Source organism: Photobacterium iliopiscarium (genome assembly GCF_003026395.1).
In the GTDB taxonomy this organism is placed as follows: domain Bacteria; phylum Pseudomonadota; class Gammaproteobacteria; order Enterobacterales; family Vibrionaceae; genus Photobacterium; species Photobacterium iliopiscarium.
Genome location: NZ_PYOO01000011.1, coordinates 33424 through 50977 on the forward strand (window position 1 = coordinate 33424; position 17554 = coordinate 50977).

The following is a 17554-nucleotide window of genomic DNA, read 5'->3' on the forward strand; positions in this document are numbered from 1 at the left end:
ATGTTCATAAAACATGTCCTTGTTAATGACGCTCATGTTATATCTTTTAGCTATGTTTATTAAGTTTTAAATAGACATAATTAATGTTTATTTCGTTGAGCAACTTCTTGATCTAATTCTGCTAGCTTCACAGCCATTAGATCACGACTTTGGGTTAATAAGTTACGAACATCTTCTTTACCCAAGCCAACCGTCGCAATCGGCTTCATCACCTCAACGATCACAAGGCCATTATCCCAACGGTTTAGTTTTACGTTATCAGTTGAACTACAAACAATGGGTACAACAGGAACTTGAGCACCGATAGCGGCATGAAAAGCACCTGTTTTAAAAGGCAATAAACCACGCCCACGAGAACGTGTACCTTCAGGGAACATCCATACTGATACTTTATTCTTTTTAATTTTATCTACAACCTGACCAATAGTGCCAACCGCTTTACTGCGATTTGCACGATCAATGAGAATGTTACCTGTGATCCAGTATAGTTGTCCAAACAATGGGATCCAGACTAAACTTTTTTTACCTACGGTTACTGTTCGCTGCATAATTGCACCAGAAACAGTAAATAAATCATAAGTATTTTGGTGGTTAGCAATATAAACCGCTGGACCTACTTGATCAGCACCTTCAGCATAACGGATTTCAAGTTTAATCCCGACAACCCGCGACATTTTGCTAAAAAGTCGACCAAAAGTATAAACGTGTTTGGGATTACGTGGACTAAATAAGCAATAACCACAGCCAAAGACAAAAGTTACAATCGCAAAAATAGCGATCGCAATCATGCGCAAAATATAAATCATTCAAACACCCCTCAGCGTACAAGTGTGCGCCAGTATACCCACAGCAAAGAAAATTACATCTGTTATATGGATCTATAACCTAATAACCAACAACACAATCAACGTACATAACACATTAAAAACTCTCATAAAAAGAGGGTTTTATTATCTATATCATCATTATTAACTGTTCGTTAACTGCTCATCTATCGCTGTTTGCGGAGAGTCAATTTCAATATCCGTTACACGTTGTAAACCACGTGGCAGCATAGAACCTCGACGCCCTCGTTCACCACGGAAATTCTCAAGATCACTTGGTTTCAAGCCTAACTTCCGCTTACCAGCATACAAGGTAACATGGCTATCTGCGGTAATAACCGTTAAGTAAGATAAGAATTCTTCACGCGCTTTTGCTCGTGCTGATGGAATATTAATGATCTTATTACCCTTACCTTTGCCTAGTTGTGGCAAATCTTTAATTGGGAATAACAACATTCTACCTTCATTAGTGATCGCCATAATCTGATCATTATTAATATCAGCAATTGGTTGAGGAGGCAGTACTAATGATTTTTCAGGGACCGTTAATAAGGCTTTACCGCTCTTATTTTTTGATACCATATCGCTGCTCTTACAGATAAAACCATAACCAGCATCTGATGCCATTAGCCATAATTGATCATCATCAGCCATCATAACCTGACGCATATGAGTGCCCGGAGTCAGATTTAAACGACCAGTAATCGGCTCACCTTGACTACGTGCTGACGGTAAACTATGAGATTCAAGTGCATAACTACGACCATCTGAACCTAAGAATATCGCAGGTTGATTACTCTTACCTCGCGCATGGGCAAGATAATTATCCCCTGATTTATAATTAAGCGTATTAGGATCAACATCATGCCCTTTAGCATGGCGGATCCATCCTTTTTCAGACAATACGACCGTGATGGTTTCACTTGGAATTAAATCACGCTCAGTCATGGCTTTTGCTTCTGCACGCTCAACCAATGGAGAGCGACGATCATCACCATACTTTTCAGCATCGGCGATCATTTCTTTTTTGATCAAGGTATTTAAACGACGTTCAGAACCTAATAGCTTTTCAAGCTGATCGCGTTCTTTGGCTAATTCGTCTAATTCACCACGGATCTTAATTTCTTCAAGTTTGGCTAACTGACGCAGTTTTATTTCTAAAATGGCATCGGCTTGAGTCATACTCAAAGCAAAACGCGACATTAATTCAGCTTTAGGATCATCTTCACTACGAATGATCTCAATCACTTCATCAATGTTTAAATACGCCGCTAATAAACCTTCTAAAATATGTAATCGAGCAATCACTTTATCTAAACGATACTGCAAACGACGACGTACCGTATTACGACGATATTCAAGCCACTCTTTAATGATAGTCACCAAGCCTTTTACTTGTGGACGACCATCTAAACCCAACATATTGATATTTGCACGGAAACTTTTTTCTAAGTCTGTCGAAGCAAACAAGTGATTCATCAACTGATCGCAATCAATACGGTTTGTACGCGGTACAATCACGATTCGAGTTGGGTTTTCATGATCCGATTCATCACGTAGGTCTTCTACCATTGGCAGCTTTTTAGCACGCATTTGCGCCGCAATTTGCTCCAATAATTTAGCCCCTGATGTTTGATGAGGCAACGCGGTAATAACGATATCACCGTTTTCTTTATGCCAAATAGCGCGCATTTTGACGCTACCACGCCCAGTGGCGTACATCTTCTTCAAATCAGATCTAGAGGTGATGATTTCTGCTTCAGTCGGATAATCAGGACCTTGGACAAATTCCATCAATTGCTCAAGATCAGCATTAGGATTATCGATCATGTGTACCGCAGCATTCGCTACTTCACGTACGTTATGCGGTGGAATATCTGTTGCCATACCCACAGCAATACCAGTAATACCATTTAATAGGATATGAGGTAATCGTGCTGGCAACATTTTAGGCTCAAGCATAGTACCGTCAAAGTTAGGTACCCAATCGGCTGTGCCTTGGTTTATTTCAGATAATAGGATTTCTGAAAAACGCGATAAACGTGATTCAGTGTAACGCATTGCAGCAAAAGATTTAGGATCATCAGGCGCACCCCAGTTACCTTGACCGTCCACTAACGGATAACGATAAGAAAAAGGCTGAGCCATTAGTACCATCGCTTCATAACACGCAGAATCACCGTGTGGATGGAATTTACCTAATACGTCACCAACAGTACGTGCTGATTTTTTATATTTTGCAGTAGCACTCAAACCTAATTCTGACATCGCATAAATAATACGACGTTGTACTGGTTTTAAGCCGTCACCAATAAAAGGCAAGGCACGATCCATGATTACATACATGGAATAGTTTAAATAAGCGTCTTCAGTAAACTTTCTAAGTGGAAGCTGTTCAACGCCATCCATAGAGACATCAGTCATCGTGAGATAATCCGTCTTAAATAATGCGATTCGGCAAACATAACGTTTGCCGATTTAAAAATGATATATGAGGGGATGAATTATACTTCCGCCATATCGCCTTTACTTTGTAGCCAATGGCGACGATCTTCTGCGCGTTTTTTACCGAGTAACATATCCATCATTTCATTGGTTTCACTATCATCGTCAATAGTAAGTTGTACCAAACGACGAGTATTAGGATCCATGGTAGTTTCACGTAATTGCAGTGGATTCATTTCACCCAGACCTTTAAAGCGCTGCACGTTAATCTTACCGCGCTTGCCTTTTAAACGATCCAGAATGGCATTTTTTTCTGATTCATCCAGTGCATAAAAGACCTCTTTACCCAAATCGATACGATAAAGGGGTGGCATAGCAATAAAGATATGTCCAGCTCGTACTAAGGCTTCAAAGTGCTTCATAAATAAGGCACACAACAACGTTGCAATGTGTAAGCCATCGGAGTCCGCATCGGCAAGAACACAGATTTTACCGTAACGTAGACCACTTAAATCATCACTATCAGGATCAATGCCCAATGCGATTGAAATATTATGGACTTCTTCTGATGCAAGTACTTGATCAGATGACACTTCCCACGTATTCAATATTTTACCGCGTAACGGCATAATCGCTTGGAACATACGATCACGGGCTTGTTTTGCCGAACCGCCCGCCGAGTCACCTTCCACCAAGAATAATTCAGTACGGTTTAGGTCTTGTTGGGAACAGTCAGCTAATTTACCCGGCAATGCAGGGCCTGAAGCGATCTTTTTACGGACAACTTTTTTACTGGCTCGCATACGACGATGGGCATTAGCAATACAGACTTCTGCCAATAATTCAGCAAGTTGTGGACGTTCATTCAGCCATAAACTAAAGGCATCTTTTACTACACCAGAAACAAATGCCGCACATTGACGTGACGATAAACGTTCTTTGGTTTGACCTGCAAATTGTGGATCCTGCATTTTAACCGATAGCACGTATGCACAACGATCCCAGATGTCATCAGCGGTAAGTTTTACTCCACGCGGTAACAAATTACGGAATTCACAGAACTCACGCATCGCATCAAGTAAACCTTGGCGCAGACCATTAACATGCGTACCACCTTGTGCAGTTGGAATCAGGTTAACGTAACTTTCAGTGATCAGTTCACCACCTTCAGGTAACCACAATAACGCCCAATCAGCCGCTTCTGTCGCACCACTAAAGACACCTGTAAACGGTTCTTCTGGCAGTAAGGTATAGCCTTTAACACCTTCGGCTAAATAATCATTAAGACCATCTTCATAGCACCAGGTTATTGTTTCATCAGTGATTTTATTAGTAAAAACAACTTCTAAACCTGGGCATAATACCGCTTTAGCTTTCAAGTTACTTTTAAGACGAGTAACCGAAAACTTAGCACTATCAAAATATTTAGGGTTAGGCCAAAAATGCACTTTAGTACCCTTGGCACGACGGCCACAAGTACCTATCACTTCTAATTCAGAGACTTTATCGCCATTTTCAAATGCAATTTGATACACTTGACCATCACGTTTAACCGTCACTTCAACCCGATCAGAAAGGGCATTAACAACTGAAATACCTACCCCGTGCAAACCACCTGAAAATTGGTAGCTTTTACCCGAGAATTTACCTCCGGCATGCAATTTACATAGAATAAGTTCAACACCAGAAACACCTTCTTCTGGATGAATATCTACCGGCATACCACGACCATCATCAATCACTTCTAATGATTGATCGGCATGAAGAATGACTTCAACTTTATGGGCATGCCCAGCCAAGGCTTCATCGACACTGTTATCGATAACTTCTTGACCGAGGTGGTTAGGTCTTACCGTATCGGTATACATACCCGGACGGCGGCGTACTGGCTCAAGGCCATTTAGAACCTCAATGGCTCCAGCGTTATAGCTTTGATCTGTCATATCACGGAAATTTACGGGAAAATTTTACAAACAATAGTCAGTAACCCTCGCGTTGTTGTCAAGCGGGAGTCAGCGGAAAACTCACATTCAGTGAGTAGCGCCTCTTTTCTGTATAACAAAAAAGGGCGTAAACAAGCTCTATATTTTATGCTAATACGCATAACTTGATTTATAGGGTAGCCTATCTCATTGCTCAATGAACAGATAAGTCAGGTTATAAGCCTAAGAATTGGATAATGGTGGCGGGAAAACGTTCAAAATCACAAAAACCATGATCACCATTGGCTTCAATCGTTAGCCGACAGTGTGCATATTTTAATGCGGCTTGGCGATAATCAAGCACTTCATCACCTTGCTGTAATAGCACCCACAACCGTTGTGGTTGAGTAATATTAATCACTTCAAGTGCTTTCAATTGATCAATGTGTTGCGTTTCCAATACATAGTTTTCACCACTGTATGGATTTTGTTGCGGCCCAAGATAATCGACCAGTAATTGATAAGGCTTAACCGCGGGATTAACTAACACCGCAGGGATCTGATAGTGTTCACTAAGCCACGCAGCTAAATAGCCCCCCAAAGAACTACCAACAACACCAATGGTATAGTGGTCTTGGTACTGCTCAATAAGTTGTGTAAGGTATTGGCTCGCCTCAGCAGGATAACTGGGTAATTGAGGAGCAACAACCTTTATATCCGGTCGATGTTCACCACAATACGCTATCATTTGTTGAGCTTTCAATGACAATGGTGAACTATTAAAACCATGTAAATAAATCAATAACGACGGCATCAGTAACCTTCAGCGTCAAGTTTTGGTTTAAATTGATCACCACTAATGCGATGAACACTAGTCATTATACGCCCCTCTTTTGTTAGCTCTAAATAACGCCACCCCGGATTATTATGATCTAATGCAAAATCATCAGAATCAGGCATAAACTGAATACACGTTGATGGTGTCGCCAACACACGTACCCCATGATAAGTACGATCTAAATCTTGGTGAATATGACCACATAGTACCGCCTTCACTTGCGGATGACGGTCAATGACATGCCATAAACCACTATTATTGTGTAGTTGATGTTGATCGAGCCACGCACTACCCGCTTCAAGCGGATGATGATGTAATAAAATTAAGGCATGTCGATCTGGATAACGTGTCAGAGCAGCCTCTAACAATGCCAATTGTGCGGTACTTAACTCGCCATGCGGCACGCCTTGTACTTGGCTATCCAATAAAATCATTTGCCAATACTCACCCACTAATACCTGTTGTTGTGGCTTAATCTGCTCACTCGGTAAAATGGACTGCATTGTTGGTTGAAAATCATGATTACCGGGTAGCCAGAAACACGGTTGTGACCAGCGTGAGATACCGTCAGCAAAACGCTGATAAGAGTATGGTGTATGATCTTGAGAGATATCACCCGTCGCTACGATGGCATCAAAATGACGCGCAGCAATATCTACCCCAGCAAGCACGGCATGAAAACTGTCTTTGGTTGCCACACCAAGCAAAGAGCCTGAACCATTGGCAAACAAATGAGTGTCGGTAATTTGCAGAAGAACCACACTTTCGGGGTTAGTCTGCGGCAGCGAATAGGTCTGCAAAACGTCAAAAACCTTGTCTATTTTGATCAATTAAGTTCAATTAACAAACGGATTGTTTACTAAGCCCGTGGCGTAAACAATGCTTCAACCAGTCACCTAAGAAAAGGTTGACTTGATGTTTCTCATTTTTTTGGTGCATACGCAAGTTTGGATAATCATATATTGGCTTGAGTCGAGAAATCTGCTGTACAGCACACACTTCTGCGACCTTAGCATCATGATATAACCGCACCGTTAACAAAGGCGCTAAATAATCAGCGACCTTTTCACTCTCAAGCAAACCTAAGGTTATTACGGTGGTATAACGTGTTGATTCAATAATTTCCAACTGATACACATCATCACATACGAGGTATACAAGCATATCTCCAACCGTATCACTACGTGGTAATAGCGGTAAGAGTTTAGCATAATTAGTTTCATACAAGCGCATTAGGCTTGTCAAATCAACAGTATACCTTTTATTCAAATCATTCCCCTAGGATTATACGATACTTTATTTTATACCTGTCGCAAACGTTGATGATGCAATTGCAGCCATTGTAATGCGATAATTGTCGCTGCATTTTCAATTTTACCAGATTCTAACCATTGGTAAGCCTGATTTCTTGAAACAACATGTACTCGAATATCTTCTGATTCACTCGCAACCCCTTGTATCCCTTGGGCTAAACGACTATCGACTTCACTAATAAAAATATCAAGTATTTCAGAACATCCACCTGAACTGGATAAATAGCGGGATATTTTCTCTGTTTTACCCAGTACTAATCCCGACTCTTCCGTTGCTTCTCGGCGTATCACTTGTTCTGGAGACTCATCATCATGATCAAGCATACCTGCCACAATTTCTAACTGCCATGGCTGACAATCTGCCGCCAGTGCACCAATGCGAAACTGCTCAATTAATACTACGTTATCTAATACTGGATCATAAGGTAAAACCGCAGCAGCATGGCCGCGTTCAAACAATTCGCGCTCAAACTCACCACTCCAACCACCAGCAAACAACTTATGCCGTAAACGATATTTAACCATTTTAAAAAAACCGTCGTACACCGTTTTAGTTGATAAAACCTCAACATCGCTACCATTAAAAGCCGGTGATACAGGTAAACAACCTGATTCTTTCTCCATTGTTTTTCTCCATCGACACTAAATATCAATTAAAACTTAACCAATCCCCACAGAGATAGTACCAAAATTAAGTTATATTCCTTTCACTCATACTTTAAGTGTAATATTCCACTTTTAGTGTTTAAACAATTAAATATCATGTATCTTTTTGACACGCTGTTTATTAAATCGATTACAATAAGTTTATTATCGAATGTTAAAATACCGTCATTAGGTAAAACTACGTAATGATCAGTTTCAAGCAAGCCTGCTTCAGGTAAACTGACGCTTGCACTATTTATACATTCCCATTTTTGTCAGCAAGACCAGGAAAGGCGTCCATGAAAAAATTGCTTCCAATCATTATTAGCCTTGCAATTGGCTCAATTAGTCAATCAGCATCGGCTGATGATCTCGCTCAGATTTATCAGCAAGCCAAGCAAAATGATCCCCAACTTCTAAAAGCCGCGGCCGATAAAGATGCAGCTTTTGAAGCAATCAATTCTTCACGCAGTACGCTTTTGCCACAAATTAATCTTTCTGCAGGCTACAACACTTACTACCTTGATTCAAAAGAAGGCAAGGATAACGGTTTTAATGCTGGTGTGACGTTAAGCCAGTCAATATATAACCGTGCTAGCTGGGTTGGTCTTGATATTGCAGAAAAACAAGCTCGTCAAAGTGATGCGGCTTACGCTGTTACCCAACAAGGTTTGATCTTACGTGTCTCAACTGCATATTTTAATGTGTTAAAAGCGCAAGATGATTTGAAGTTTGGTGAAGCAGAAAAAGCAGCGGTTGGCCGTCAACTAGAACAAATGAAACAACGTTTTGAAGTTGGTCTATCTGCAATTACTGATGTTTATGATGCTCAAGCACAATACGATACCGTATTAGCGTCTATCATCGTTAAGAAAAATACCCTTGCAAATAGCTACGAAGAATTACGTGAAATTACTGGGCATGCTTATTCATCATTAGATCTATTGAATACAGCAACGTTCTCAGCAAGCAAGCCTAAGCAAGCGGCTGATAATCTAGTTAAAGATGCAGAAACTGAAAACTTAACCTTATTAACGTCACGTATCGGTCAAGATATTGCACGTGATAATATTTCACTAGCAGATTCTGGACACCTGCCGACCTTATCATTTGAATCTGGTTATCAATACGATGATACAAGTCGACTAATGAGCCCAGATCAAGGCAACCTAAGTGCGGGTATTAAAATTGATCTTCCAGTGTACACGGGCGGTAATACTACCTCTCAAGTAAAACAAGCCCAATATAGATACGTATCGGCAAGTGAAGATCTTGAAGCACAATACCGTTTAATCGTAAAAGACGTACGTAACTACTACAACAACATCAATGCAACGATTGGTTCAATCAATGCTTATAAACAATCTGTTGTTTCTGCGAAATCTGCTTTAGAAGCAACGGAAGCAGGTTTTGATGTAGGTACACGTACTATTGTTGATGTATTAGACTCCACACGTAGCCTATATTCTGCAAACAGTGAACTTGCAAATGCACGTTATGATTACATTCTTGCGCAATTACAGCTCAAGCAAGCGGTAGGTACACTTAACGAACAAGATGTGTTAGATATTAATACGGGTTTAATTCAAAAAAAATAATCCGTTAATTTCAACACAAAAAAAAGCGCCTTTCGGCGCTTTTTTTATGCGTAATCATCCTACAATTAACCGCGTCCACCACGAATAGCAGCAATGATTTTAGAGGTTGAACAACCATCTTCAAAATTAAGCACTAGCACTTTTCCACCAGCAGCTACCACTTCTTTACCACCTGCAATTTGTTCTGGGGTGTAATCACCACCTTTAACTAAAATGCTTGGTAAGACTTCACTGATTAATCGTTGTGGCGTCTCTTCAGTAAATGGAACGACCCAATCAACCGCCCCTAATCCTGCTAATACCGCCATACGACGATCTTCTGGATTTACTGGACGTCCAGGGCCTTTTAAACCTTTAACTGAATCATCAGAATTAACCGCAACAATTAGCCGATCACCCAATTTCGCAGCTTCGGTTAAGTAGGCAACATGACCCGCATGCAAAATATCAAAACAACCGTTAGTCATTACTACGGTTTCACCACGTGCACGCGCCGCTTTCACCGCATCAATTAATGCTGACTCAGAAATAACCCCAAAACCACTGTCTTGGCTACCATGAATTGCTTCGGTTAATTCAATCGTCGATAAGGTTGATGTACCTAACTTAGCCACCACGACACCCGCAGCGGCATTCGCAAGTTTACATGAATCAGATAATGATTTTCCGGCTGACAATGATGCCGCCAAAACTGAAATAACCGTATCACCAGCACCGGTTACATCATAAACTTCTTGCGCAAGGGTTGGCATGTGTAACGGCTCACACCCTTTTTCAAGTAAGGTCATGCCATGTTCAGAGCGAGTAACCAGCAAGGCTTCAAAATCAAATTGATCAATCAACGCCATGCCTTTTTCAACTAATTCTTGCTCTGAATTTACGCAGCCAACAACGGCTTTAAATTCAGATAAATTAGGCGTCAATAACGTTGCACCACGGTAACGTTCAAAATCGGTCCCTTTAGGATCAACCAATACCGGTAAGTTTGCTCCACGTGCCAATTGAATCATCGCTTGAACATGGACTAACGCGCCTTTGGCATAATCCGATAAGATCACCGCTTTCGCATTCGCTAGCGCAGGCTGCATTCGTTCAAGGATCGGCGCGGAATCGATATTTTGAAAACCTTCTTCAAAATCTAATCGAATCAACTGTTGACCACGGCTCATCACGCGTAACTTAGTGATAGTCGGATATTGTGCGAGAGCAACGAAATCACTACAAATATTTAATGAGGTTAACTTTTCAGTTAACGCACGCGCTGCTTCATCTACCCCAGTTAAACCGATCAATTTAGCATTGCCACCTAACGCCGCAATATTCATTGCCACGTTTGCCGCACCACCTGGGCGCTCTTCAATCTGATCAACTTTAACCACTGGCACCGGTGCTTCTGGCGAAATACGTTCAGTGGGACCCGTCCAGTAGCGATCGAGCATTACATCGCCAACAATCAATACCTCTGCTTGGTTATAATCAGGCAGCGTCAGTTTCATTTCTTTCTCCGAGAATATGGCAACGTTCGAATACTAGCATAAACTAAAATCAGGGGCATCGTGATCACAACTAAACCTGACAAGGTTCAAGCCATTGCTGCCATACCTGTTCCACCGTCTGTCGCATTCCAATAAATTGCTGCTGATCAACATAAGCGGGTAGCCCTAATAAACTTAATCGATGAATGGCATTACGCATATCACAATAAGCTTGTTGTAATTGAGCAACAGTGGCGCTATCGATAATGTCATAATCGGCCATCGAGTCAAAAATACGCACATTATCAGACCAACGCGTTAAAGCTGGTTGCTGATGGGCATAAGCCAACACTAAATATTGTGCTAAAAATTCAATATCGGTGATGCCTCCTTGGTCTTGTTTAAGACCAAACATACCCGCTTTTTTCTTACCGAGATGGGCGCGCATTTTGTGGCGCATCGTCACCACATCGTTAGCTAATTGCGCCTGATCACGAGCGACTGTTAACACTTGCTGGCGAACATCGGCAAATGCAGTTTGTAATATCACATCCCCATACACCATTCGCGCACGAACCAAAGCTTGATGCTCCCATGTCCATGCTTGTTGCTGCTGATACTCACCAAATCCATTGATTGTCGTTACTAACAATCCAGAAGCACCAGAAGGTCGTAGCCGCATATCAACCTCATACAACACCCCCGATGCGGTTCTGGTTGAGAACAAATGAATGATGCGTTGGGCTAACCGTAAATAAAACTGACGACCATCAATTTCTTTACTGCCAGTGGTATAAACATTATCGGGGCAATCATGAATAAAAACCAAATCAAGATCAGAGCCATATCCCAACTCCCAACCACCAACTTTGCCATAACCAATCACCGCAAAGCCTTTACTTTCACGCTCTAACAAATGACTTGGCTCACCATATTTAGCGGCAATTTGTAACCATGCTTGATTAACCACCGCTGCAATAATCGCTTCTGCCAGATACGTTAAGTGATCACTTACTTTCATTATAGGTAGTACACCTGCAATATCAGCGGCAGCAATACGCAATAATTGGGTTTGCTTAAACTGGCGAATCGCCTCCATCTGTTGCTCCATATCCTCTTCAGGAATACGCGCCAGATATTCACGCAATTCATCTTGGTAACTCGTGAGTTGTGTGGGTTGATATAAATGCTGCGGATCTAACAATTCATCAAGCAATAATGGATACAAAGCCAGTTGATCTGCCACCATTGGACTGGCAGCACATAATCGAATCAGTTGTTTTAGTGCAACGGGATGTTCGGTTAATAATTCAAGATAAGTGGTACGCGTCGCGATACGAATAATCAATTTCGTCAATCGCGGTAACAGCTGTACCGCATCATCACGTAACACCACTTGCGCTAAAACTTCAGGCATTAAAGTGGCTAATGCCTCACGCCCACGAGGACCTAAGGTACGTTTCGATAATTCATGCTTAAAAGCCGCTAAGTTCTGAGCTTGTAAATGTTGCTCCGGCGCCTCTAATTCAGCCAGAATACTGAGCAATACATCCTCATTGGTCACCATTGACCACATTTCATGGTATTGCGTCGCAACATCTTGCTGATTATCTTGATCATCATGACCAATAATATCGTCGAAAATGGCATGAATAGCAGCCATATGTTGTTCAGTCGTTATGACTAATGCCGCCCAATCATGCTCAGCCATTGCGCACGCTAACCGCGCTTGATCAAGGGCTTTATCTGGCAGAGTTTGAGTTTGCTTATCGTCAATCGCTTGCAATAGATTTTCTAAGCGACGTAAATGACAATACCCCGCCGTTAAAGTATCAACATCCGCTGGCGGTAATAACGCTAGCTCTTTAATTGCCGCAAGAGTCGGTAATAAACCGCGACCACGTAAACTCGGCTCTCGACCACCACGAATTAATTGGAACGATTGCGCGATAAATTCAACCTCACGAATCCCTCCGGCCCCCAATTTAATGTTATTAGTAAGACCTCGACGTCGAACTTCACTACCAATCATCGCTTTCATGCGTCGCAATGATTGAACCGCGCTAAAGTCGATATAACGTCGAAATACAAACGGTCGAAGCATTTGGCGCAAGCCTTGATATTGGCTAAAACTTTCTTTGCCCATCACTCGTGCTTTGATCATCGCATAGCGTTCCCAATCACGACCTTGTTCTTGGTAATAATCTTCTAATGCGGCATAACTCATCACTAACGGTCCGCTGTCGCCAAAAGGACGCAACCGCATATCAACCCGATAACAAAAACCATCAAAGGTGACTTGATCTAGCGCTTTGATCAATCGCTGCCCTAAGCGAGTAAAAAACTGGGCATTGGCAAGGCTACGTCGACCGCCAACCGTTTCACCGTTTTCAGGATAAGTAAAAATAAGATCAATATCTGACGAGAAATTCAGCTCTCCGCCCCCCAACTTACCCATCCCCAAAATCAGCATCGGTTGTGGTTCACCGTGGTCATTCATCGGCGTGCCCCACTCAGTGCAACACTGCCGATAAAGCCAATGGTATGCTTCCATGATCAAGGCTTCGGCCAGTTGCGACAAACTAGCGAGGCTGTGTTGTAAAGGTACCCGATGACTAAAATCTTGCCATGCAATTAACGTCATGTAGCGACGTCTAAAGTGACGCAAACTACGCATTAAACACGGTTCATCGGTTACTTGTGTTAACTGCTGACTCAATAACTCACGGTAATCAATCTCTAAGCGGCACTCTCGCTGCTCAAATAGCCATTCCAATAACGTTGAATCTTGCTGTACAGAAGTGCTAATAAAATCACTTAACCCTAACATGGTATGCAATTCTTGCTTGGCTTCACCTTGCCATAACGCCAATAGTTGCGGGTGCTTATCAGCTAATTTCTCCCATGCTAAATCTGCGGCGGCTACTACATCGCTACAATGATCAATGATTGGATAAGGTTGTGATTTTTCGGTCGCCATGCGCTGTCCCTTGAACAAGTAACTCGATAAAGAACTCTAATTTAGCATACAAAAACGCCCATCAAACGATGGGCGCTATAATTTTATCGCATCAAATAAAAGATATATTATTTACACGTTAAACGTTTCTATTTTAGCTTCTAAATCATTGGCTTGATGATGCATCTCTATTGATGTTTGCGCGAGCTCAGTCACCACACTCACAGAGCCATCCACCAACTCTCGTACATTCGTCAGATTAATATTCATCTCATCTGCCACTGCGCTTTGCTGTTCGGCTGCGGCGGCAATATGAAAATTCATATCATTAATGGCTTGAATTTGTTCAACAATCTTATTCAACTCACCACCAGCACTGGTAACCAAATTAACCCCTTGATCCGCTTCAATAACACTGCGCTCCATTAATGTTACCGCTTGTTGTGCACTTTGTTGTAACTGAGCAATCATATCTTGAATTTCCACGGTTGCTGTTTGAGTGCGCTGAGCGAGATTACGAACTTCATCCGCTACCACAGCAAACCCTCGTCCAGCATCTCCTGCTCGCGCCGCTTCAATAGCCGCATTGAGTGCTAATAAGTTAGTTTGTTCAGAAATACTTTGAATGGTCACAATCACCGAGCTTATTTTCTCAACACGGGTTTCAACTTGATTAACAGCCGCCGCTGATTGGGTAATATCATCAGACAATTGATTAATAGTGACCATGGTTCGACTGACAAACTGCTGCCCCGTTGCCGCTTGTTCAGAGGTGTTAAGGGTCGCGTTTGATGCATCACGAGCATGACCCGCCACAGTTTGTACTGTTGACGTCATCTCTGCCATGGCTGACGCTAATTGATCAATTTCAGCAAACTCTTCTTGAGAGGATTCTTTGGTTTGCTCCATCATTAATGACATCACTTCAGCTGATTGTGACAGTGCACTGGCAGCTTGACGTTGAGCAATAAAAACAGCGTTTAACTGACAACGACTTTGTTCAAGATCTCGACTTAAATCACCGAATTCATCACGACATACCATTGTTATTGGCTGTGATAAATCACACTGAGTTAATGCTTGAATACTTTGCTGGAGATAATGAATTTGACGTAGCATTATCCGCGATGCAAACAATAACACCACCACAAAAACAACCACCATCAATAACGTTTGCCACACAATTTGAATTAAATATTGCTGATAATAACCTAACGCCAAAGCATTCGATTGATAACTAATAACCGCTAATTTTAGTGCGGGTAGTTTGACAATATAGCCATAACCACCATTATCTTGCAGAGTGAAAGCTTGACTATTTTGATTGATATTATTAAGAATACGACTCAACGTTTGACCATTATCCAATGGCTGTTTTAAGTTAATAACTTGATTAAGTTTGGATTTTTCCAACATATTGTCGGTGCCATACTCAATAACATACACACGATGATTAATCAGTTCTGCGGATAATTGAGGGATATTTAACGCTGACGATTGCGGGTTGGTAGCGGCTAAGCTTGTTAGCATCAACGCATTTGATTGGGCTAATTGCTGGACTTTGTTTTGTTGAGTCGCGATAACAGATTGATAGAATAATTCAGCATCCCATAATTGTTTGCCAATTAATAACAACGTACTAAACACCATCAGTAAAATAAGTTTAGGGGTTAATTTAAGGTTGGTTAACCACTTTTCCCAAGGTTTAAACTCTAGCGTTGCCATTTATTATCTCCGTATCGCTAACGTTTACACCCTTCACATTAAAAATGATGATGTTATTCGCAAGCCAGTAATGTCACCAATTAAGCATCATTGCTCCACTCTCTATGATGCTTATCGACATTGACGGGTAAATATTTAGTCATCCCTCACAAAGATACTTTAAAACATGATCTACGCCACATGTCATGTGTGTAAATACAACAACGCCCCGCATAAAGCGAGGCGTTAATAAATTAAGACTAACTCATTATATGTAACGTATGACGATTATGGCCAGTAAGGGGTTAACTCTATACTGATCTGCCGAGTCTGATTCATGGCATGCAATAATGATTCTTCTTGACGTTGTAACCATTTTTGCATTTGCGCTAAGTCATCCCCTTCAAATAAAGGTAATAACTGTCGAATCGGTTCTAATGCGCGTAAGTCTTCTAAGCCTTGTAATAAATCTAACCATGGCATTCGAAAAGAGATTCGACGGTCTTCATCATACAAGCCTGCAAACGCAATTCCACTCATCAAATTACGCAATAAACGTGGTTTTTGATCAAGATAATCAATACGGCTAAGTTCGCGTTCAGCGGGGAAAACATCAAGCAATTCAGACCATGAACGGGTCAGCATATTATCGGCAAATACTTTCACTGGTGCGGCTAGTTTGTCGCGTGATTTATCGTCAAGAAATGGCTGCCAACCACGACCTAAAATCCAGCGGCTTAAATCTAGCAATAACCCACAGTAACGCGCAGAACGCATTAATTGGATCATATCGTCACTATCTGGTAGCTCTTGATAACGTAGCTCTAATTGCTGTTGCAACTCTTTACGGGCATTCAGCTTACGTAATACATAGGCTTTATCATCAATCAGTGCTTGAATACTATTGGCATCTTCTAACCAAGTTAGCTCGCCTTCCAACCATTGTAATTCTTGGCGTAATAAGGCACTGGCACGACGCGGAATAATACCACCAAAGGTGGCAAAAGTTTGGCGTAATAGACTCAGCGCTTGTGATATTTGCACCAGAGCTTGCGGTTCTTGGCATTCCATATAAATCTGCTCATGGTACATCCAGTGCTCTAACGCATGTTCAAGTGTATTAATGAACGCAGATTCAACCGAATCTTGAAGTGTAGTATTAACAAAAACTAATGGTTTAACCGGATCGCCTTGATAATCCGCAGCAAGTCGGTAGCCACGAGCAGCCTTGCTAAGATTACCTAATCGCATTCCACCATCAACGCATAACTCGCGCGCTAAAGTAAATAAAGCGTCAGTTTGACCCGATTTAAGTTCTAATTCTACTTCACAAATTGGCGAGCGTTTATCGTCAACACTCACTTCACCATGATCAAATGCTAATTCAATTTGGCTACCATCTGGCATTGCCACTAACCATTGCTGGCGAGTAAAATCAGTACTAAATAATGGCTGAATTTGCTGCTGAACAGCAACAATATCAAAGTCGTGAGGCCAAGCATCCTTTGGATGAAGCGCTAAGCAAGGTTCAGTGCTATTTACTTCAACATTGTATTCAGGACGCTGATGCAACCCAGCAACAACACGGCCTGCGGTTTTTAATGTTTGAACAAACACATCATCAAAACGACGAATCCGTAAACCGATATCATGCTGGCGCAATACTTGATCGGGAGTGTCAAAGTAAATGTTACCCAACTCTCGACGGCTCTGTTGCAGAATTTTAGCTGCGGAAATTTTTTCCACCAGCTGCGTTGAAAATTCTGGTAAGACAAAAAACTTCAGTTCTATCTCGGTTTCCATAGTTATACCTATAAACGGTGGCAAACCA

The 17554-nt window shown here is 41.6% G+C and carries 12 protein-coding genes; 1 reads left to right on the top strand and 11 read right to left on the bottom strand.

What is annotated here, in order from left to right; translation table 11 throughout:
* Nucleotides 1-80: 80 nt before the first annotated feature.
* The 7 genes from C9J51_RS14840 to nudF all read right to left on the bottom strand — a co-directional run bounded on the left by C9J51_RS14840 (nt 81) and on the right by nudF (nt 7966).
* A complete protein-coding gene (locus tag C9J51_RS14840; protein ID WP_045036384.1) occupies nt 81-806 on the bottom strand; it encodes a 1-acylglycerol-3-phosphate O-acyltransferase in 726 nt (241 codons plus the stop codon).
* 162 nt (nt 807-968) lie between these two features.
* Nucleotides 969-3248, bottom strand: coding sequence for a DNA topoisomerase IV subunit A (gene parC / locus C9J51_RS14845; protein WP_045039651.1), 2280 nt, complete (start codon nt 3246-3248; stop codon nt 969-971).
* Between the two features lie 80 nt (nt 3249-3328).
* A complete protein-coding gene (gene parE / locus C9J51_RS14850; RefSeq protein ID WP_107275232.1) occupies nt 3329-5212 on the bottom strand; it encodes a DNA topoisomerase IV subunit B in 1884 nt (627 codons plus the stop codon).
* Between the two features lie 214 nt (nt 5213-5426).
* Nucleotides 5427-6005: an esterase YqiA gene (gene yqiA, locus C9J51_RS14855; RefSeq protein ID WP_045039652.1), complete on the bottom strand. Its 579-nt coding sequence runs from the start codon at nt 6003-6005 to the stop codon at nt 5427-5429.
* Nucleotides 6005-6829: a 3',5'-cyclic-AMP phosphodiesterase gene (gene cpdA, locus C9J51_RS14860; RefSeq protein WP_045036380.1), complete on the bottom strand. Its 825-nt coding sequence runs from the start codon at nt 6827-6829 to the stop codon at nt 6005-6007. The genes yqiA and cpdA overlap by 1 nt, the downstream gene beginning before the upstream one ends.
* A gap of 40 nt (nt 6830-6869) precedes the next feature.
* Complete coding sequence (locus C9J51_RS14865) at nt 6870-7298, bottom strand: DUF1249 family protein (protein ID WP_082064154.1); 429 nt, start codon at nt 7296-7298, stop codon at nt 6870-6872.
* A gap of 32 nt (nt 7299-7330) precedes the next feature.
* Nucleotides 7331-7966, bottom strand: coding sequence for an ADP-ribose diphosphatase (gene nudF, locus C9J51_RS14870; RefSeq protein WP_045039653.1), 636 nt, complete (start codon nt 7964-7966; stop codon nt 7331-7333).
* A 320-nt stretch (nt 7967-8286) separates the two neighbouring features.
* Between nudF and tolC the strand changes: the two genes are divergently transcribed.
* Nucleotides 8287-9585, top strand: coding sequence for an outer membrane channel protein TolC (gene tolC, locus C9J51_RS14875; protein ID WP_045036377.1), 1299 nt, complete (start codon nt 8287-8289; stop codon nt 9583-9585).
* Between the two features lie 65 nt (nt 9586-9650).
* Here tolC and hldE read toward each other — a convergent pair whose 3' ends face one another.
* The 4 genes from hldE to C9J51_RS14895 form a co-directional block, all read right to left on the bottom strand.
* Nucleotides 9651-11081 (bottom strand): bifunctional D-glycero-beta-D-manno-heptose-7-phosphate kinase/D-glycero-beta-D-manno-heptose 1-phosphate adenylyltransferase HldE, encoded by a 1431-nt coding sequence (gene hldE / locus C9J51_RS14880; RefSeq protein ID WP_045039654.1) that lies wholly within the window; start codon nt 11079-11081, stop codon nt 9651-9653.
* 70 nt (nt 11082-11151) lie between these two features.
* Nucleotides 11152-14040 carry a bifunctional [glutamate--ammonia ligase]-adenylyl-L-tyrosine phosphorylase/[glutamate--ammonia-ligase] adenylyltransferase gene (gene glnE / locus C9J51_RS14885; RefSeq protein ID WP_107250582.1) on the bottom strand — a complete coding sequence of 963 codons (2889 nt, stop codon included), beginning with the start codon at nt 14038-14040 and terminating at the stop codon, nt 11152-11154.
* Between the two features lie 111 nt (nt 14041-14151).
* The gene (locus C9J51_RS14890; protein ID WP_045039655.1) at nt 14152-15744 is read right to left on the bottom strand and encodes a methyl-accepting chemotaxis protein; all 1593 of its coding nucleotides are present in this window, start codon (nt 15742-15744) and stop codon (nt 14152-14154) included.
* A 267-nt stretch (nt 15745-16011) separates the two neighbouring features.
* Nucleotides 16012-17526, bottom strand: a complete 1515-nt coding sequence (locus C9J51_RS14895) for a CYTH and CHAD domain-containing protein (RefSeq protein ID WP_045039656.1) — start codon at nt 17524-17526, stop codon at nt 16012-16014.
* Between the last annotated feature and the right edge of the window lie 28 nt (nt 17527-17554).

What these genes read in the sequence shown, in the direction of transcription:
- C9J51_RS14840 (WP_045036384.1), bottom strand. Translation starts at nt 806, where the DNA reads ATGATTTATATTTTGCGCATGATTGCGATCGCTATTTTTGCGATTGTA.
- glnE (WP_107250582.1), bottom strand. Translation starts at nt 14,040, where the DNA reads ATGGCGACCGAAAAATCACAACCTTATCCAATCATTGATCATTGTAGC.
- nudF (WP_045039653.1), bottom strand. Translation starts at nt 7,966, where the DNA reads ATGGAGAAAGAATCAGGTTGTTTACCTGTATCACCGGCTTTTAATGGT.
- hldE (WP_045039654.1), bottom strand. Translation starts at nt 11,081, where the DNA reads ATGAAACTGACGCTGCCTGATTATAACCAAGCAGAGGTATTGATTGTT.
- parE (WP_107275232.1), bottom strand. Translation starts at nt 5,212, where the DNA reads ATGACAGATCAAAGCTATAACGCTGGAGCCATTGAGGTTCTAAATGGC.
- C9J51_RS14890 (WP_045039655.1), bottom strand. Translation starts at nt 15,744, where the DNA reads ATGGCAACGCTAGAGTTTAAACCTTGGGAAAAGTGGTTAACCAACCTT.
- tolC (WP_045036377.1), top strand. Translation starts at nt 8,287, where the DNA reads ATGAAAAAATTGCTTCCAATCATTATTAGCCTTGCAATTGGCTCAATT.
- C9J51_RS14895 (WP_045039656.1), bottom strand. Translation starts at nt 17,526, where the DNA reads ATGGAAACCGAGATAGAACTGAAGTTTTTTGTCTTACCAGAATTTTCA.
- parC (WP_045039651.1), bottom strand. Translation starts at nt 3,248, where the DNA reads ATGACTGATGTCTCTATGGATGGCGTTGAACAGCTTCCACTTAGAAAG.
- yqiA (WP_045039652.1), bottom strand. Translation starts at nt 6,005, where the DNA reads ATGCCGTCGTTATTGATTTATTTACATGGTTTTAATAGTTCACCATTG.